Here is a 4,632-nt window from a genome sequence, read left to right on the forward strand (position 1 = left end):
CCGGGGCGGCGGGCGGGGCGGCGGGCGGCGCCGCGCGCACCGAGCAGGTCAGCGTCGGCGCGGGCGGGGTCCGGGCCGACGCCCAGGCGTTCGGTGAGGCGATCAGCGCGGACGGCCGCTTCGCGGTGTTCAGCTCGGAGGCCGACAACCTGGTGCCCGGGGACACCAACGGCTTCTACGACGTGTTCGTCCGGGACCTCCGCAACGGCCGCACCGAGCGGGTCAGTCTGGGCACCGGCGGCGTCCAGGGCAACGCGTTCTCCTCCGACGGAGCCGTCAGCGCCGACGGCCGGTACGTCGCCTTCACCTCGGACTCCGACAACCTCGCGCCCGGGGACGCCAACGGGACCTCGGACGTCTTCGTCCGGGACCGCCTGACCGGGCGCACCGAGCGGCTCACCACCGGCGACCCGGCCCAGCAGCAGCCCGGTGGCTCGGACTCGCCCTCGATCAGCTGGAACGGCCGCTACGTGGCCTTCGCCTCCGGCCGCAGCGACCTGGTGCCCGGGGACACCAACGGCGTGGCGGACATCTTCGTGGCCGACCGGTGGACCGGCAGCACCACCCGGGTCACCGTCGGCGCCGACGGGAGCGAGGCCGACCGCGCCTCCACCCAGCCCGTCATCTCGGCGGACGGCAGCACCGTGGGCTTCATCTCGCGCGCGGGCAACCTGCTCCCCGCCGGACCGGACTCCGCCGGAGCCGCCCCGGCGGCCCGGCCGTCCGAGCAGCCGGTCGCGGCCGGCGCCGGGGGAGCCGACCCGCAGATCACCAAGCCCCGGGTCTACCCCTTCTACGTGCGCGACCTGCGGGCCGGGCGCACCACCGGCGGCAGTGTCGGCGCCGACGGCACCCTGACCTGGGCCAACTCCGGATCGCTCAGCGCGGACGGCCGGTACGCGGTCTTCACCTCCAACTCGCCCGACGTGCTGCCCGGTGACGGCAACGGCGAGATCGACGTCTTCGTCCGCGACCTGGCCACCGGCCGGACGCGCCTGGTCAGCGCGGCGGCCGACGGCACCCCGACGAACGGGCCCTCCTACAACGGGGTCGTGTCGGCCGACGGCCGCCGGGTGTACTTCTCCTCCTACGCCGACAACCTCGTCCCGCAGGACACCAACGCGGCCGAGGACGTCTTCCGGCGCGACCTCTGGACGGGCCGGGTCGAGCGGGTCAGCGTCGCGGCGGACGGCACCCAGTCCCCCGGCTCCTCCTACCTGCCGGAGATCGACGCGCTCGGCACGACCGTCCTGTTCGACTCCGACGACGGCACGCTCGTGCCGCAGGACACCGACGGCCACCCCGACGTGTTCCTCCGCAGGCTCCCGCTGGGCTGACCGCGCGGGGCCGGCCGGGTGATCTTCGCGCGGGTCGCCGGTCTGCGGGGCCGGCGACCCGGCGCTCCCGGCCGAGAGTACGGGCATGAGACCAGCCCGTCCGTCCTCCCTGCTGCGCCTCGGCGCGGTCACCGCGGTCACCGTGCTCGTCGCCCTCGGCTCCCCGGTCACGGCGGCCGACGGTGCGGCGGGCGACGGCGGCCACCGCCGGCCCTGTACCGGCTCCCTCCCGCCCCGCGGCGGCCCGGCACTCGACGTCCTGCGGATCGCCGAGCAGGCCAAGACGGAGCTGGACCTCAAGTCCGTCATCCTGCGGGTGACCGCCGACGGCCGCGAGGTCGTCACGGCCGCGCTCGGCGAGTCGATGACCGGAGTGCCCGCCGACCCCGCCATGCACTTCCGCAACGGCAACGTGGCGATCAGCTACCTGGGCACCGTGCTCCTGCGACTGGTCGACGAGGGCACGGTCGGCCTGGACGATCCCGTCGCGCGCTGGCTGCCCGGCCTCCGGGACGGCGACCGGATCACCCTGCGCATGCTCGCCGACTCCACCAGCGGGCTCGTCGACTACGTCACCGCGCCCGGCTTCGGCGACACCGTGTACGCGGACCCGTTCCGGCAGTGGACGGCCGAGGAGCTGGTGGCCGTCTCGACCGGCAGGCCGCCGTGGTACGAGCCGGGCACCAACTGGAGCTACTCGCACGCCAACTTCGTCCTCCTCGGCGCCGCCCTGGAGAAGATCACCGGAACGCCGCTGGACGTCCTGCTCCAGCAGAAGATCATGGGCCCGCTCGGGCTGGACGAGACCCGCAACAGCTTCACGCCCGACATTCCGGCGCCCGTCCTGCACGCCTTCACCGCCGACCGCGGGACGTACGAGGAGTCCACCTTCTGGAACCCCTCGTGGACCACCGCTCCCGGCGCGGTCCAGACCACCGACATCTGCGACCTGGCCCGCTCGGCCGCCGCCATCGGCTCGGGCGAGCTGCTCTCCCCCGCCGCCCGCCAGGAGCTGCTGAACCCGGGGACGGTGGGTCTGGGCCACCCGACCGACACCTGCCCGGCCGAGGTCTGCCTCCCGAACACCGAAGCCACCCACTACGGCATGGGCCTGCTCGTGCTGGGCGACTGGGTGGCCCAGCACCCGCTGTTCTTCGGCTACGCGGCCGCCCAGGCCTACCTCCCCTGCGAGCACCTGGCCATCGCGGTGTCGACCACCAAGGGGCGCGGCACCCCGGAGGGCCACACCGCCCAGGTGGTCACCCAGCGGATCGCCGCCGCGCTCGCCCCGGACCACCCGATCCCCGCCTTCGGCTGAGCCGGCTCCCCACAGTCGGCCCGCGGCGCGGCGTTCACCCGATCGGCCGCGCCGCGTTGCGGCGCCCACCGGCCCTGGGAAGCGTGGGCCGAGGGCCCGCACGCCCCCGGCCGCGCGGGCCGCTCCCCCGCGGCCGTTGGCCGGCGACCGAGGGAGTGGGCGTGTACTACAGCAGCGGGAACTACGAGGCGTTCGCCAGGCCGCGCAAGCCGGAGGGAGCCGAGCGCAAGCGGGCCTGGTTCGTCGGCGCCGGGCTCGCCTCGCTCGCCGGCGCCGCCTTCCTGGTCCGGGACGCCCAGGTGCCGGGCGATCACATCACGATCCTTGAGCGCCTCAAGCTGCCCGGCGGAGCCCTGGACGGGATCAGGGAGCCCCGGAAGGGCTTCGTGGTCCGCGGCGGCCGCGAGCTGGAGGACCACATGGAGTGCCTGTGGGACCTCTTCCGCTCGGTGCCCTCGCTGGAGGTCGAGGGCGCCTCGGTGCTGGACGAGTTCTACTGGCTCAACAAGGACGACCCCAACTACTCGCTGCAGCGCGTCACCGAGCGCCGGGGGCAGGACGCCGGCACGGACGGCCGGTTCGCCCTGAACGACCGCGCCCAGAAGGACCTCGTGAAGATCTTCCTCGCCACCCGCGAGGAGTTGGAGGGCAAGCGGATCGACGAGGTGTTCGGCCGGGACTTCCTGGACAGCAACTTCTGGCTGTACTGGCGCACCATGTTCGCCTTCGAGGAGTGGCACGGCGCCCTGGAGATGAAGCTGTACCTGCACCGCTTCGTCCACCACGTCGGCGGGCTGCCGGACCTCTCGGCGCTGAAGTTCACCAAGTACAACCAGTACGAGTCGATGGTCCTGCCGCTGACGCGCTGGCTGATGGACCAGGGGGTGACGTTCCGCTTCGGCACCGAGGTCACCGACATCGACTTCGACCTCACGGCGGGGCGGAAGCTGGCGACCCGGGTGCACTGGACCGAGGCCGGCCAGGAGGGCGGCACCGACCTGGGCGAGGACGACCTGCTCTTCACCACGATCGGCTCGCTCACCGAGAACTCCGACAACGGTGACCAGCACACCGCGGCCCGGCTCGACGAGGGCCCGGCCCCGGCCTGGGACCTCTGGCGCCGGATCGCCGCCAAGGACCCGGCGTTCGGCCGCCCCGAGGTGTTCTGCGGGAACATCCCGGCCAGCAAGTGGGAGTCGGCCACCGTCACCACCCTCGACCCGCGGATCCCGCGCTACATCCAGAAGATCGCCAAGCGCGACCCGTTCGGCGGCGGTGTCGTCACCGGAGGCATCGTCACCGCCCGGGACTCCGGCTGGCTGATGAGCTGGACGGTCAACCGCCAGCCGCACTTCAAGCAGCAGTCGCCGGACCAGATCGTGGTCTGGGTCTACGGCCTCTTCGTGGACCGGCCGGGCGACTTCGTGCGCAAGCCGATGCAGGACTGCACCGGCGAGGAGATCACCCGGGAGTGGCTGTACCACCTGGGCGTGCCGGTCGAGGAGATCCCCGAGCTCGCCGCGCAGGGCGCCACCTGCGTGCCGGTGATGATGCCCTACATCACCTCGTTCTTCCTGCCGCGGCGGGCGGGCGACCGCCCCGCCGTCGTGCCGGAGGGCGCGGTGAACTTCGCGTTCATCGGCCAGTTCGCCGAGACCGGCCGGGACTGCATCTTCACCACCGAGTACTCGGTGCGCACCGGCATGGAGGCCGCCTACCGGCTGCTCGGCGTGGAGCGCGGCGTGCCCGAGGTGTTCGGCTCGACCTACGACATCCGCAAGCTGCTGGCCGCCGCGAGCCGGCTGCGGGACGGCGCCGAACTGGACCTGCCCGGACCGGCCTTCGTCCGCAAGCACCTGCTGCACCGCCTCGACGCGACCGAGATCGGACAGCTGCTGGAGGAGTTCGACCTCCTCGGCGAACCCCCGCAGTAGGAGCGCGAGGTCGCGGCACCGGTCCCTGGTCCCGGGGCCGCGA

At 73.3% G+C, this 4,632-nt stretch carries 3 protein-coding genes; all 3 read left to right on the plus strand.

The features are described 5' to 3' along the window. Window positions 1-1,337, plus strand: a 1,337-nt coding sequence (locus ACFUK0_RS39460; RefSeq protein WP_380258791.1) for a TolB family protein, incomplete at its 5' end; no start/stop codon positions are given. 85 nt (window positions 1,338-1,422) lie between these two features. Continuing rightward, a complete protein-coding gene (locus ACFUK0_RS39465) occupies window positions 1,423-2,655 on the plus strand; it encodes a serine hydrolase domain-containing protein (protein ID WP_380258793.1) in 1,233 nt (410 codons plus the stop codon). 161 nt (window positions 2,656-2,816) lie between these two features. Further along, entirely contained in the window at window positions 2,817-4,589 is a 1,773-nt protein-coding gene (locus ACFUK0_RS39470; RefSeq protein WP_380258795.1) for an oleate hydratase, read from the plus strand. The last annotated feature ends 43 nt before the right edge of the window (window positions 4,590-4,632 follow it).

The sequence above is a fragment of the Kitasatospora sp. NPDC057223 genome (genome assembly GCF_042669755.1).
Taxonomy (GTDB): Bacteria; Actinomycetota; Actinomycetes; order Streptomycetales; family Streptomycetaceae; genus Kitasatospora.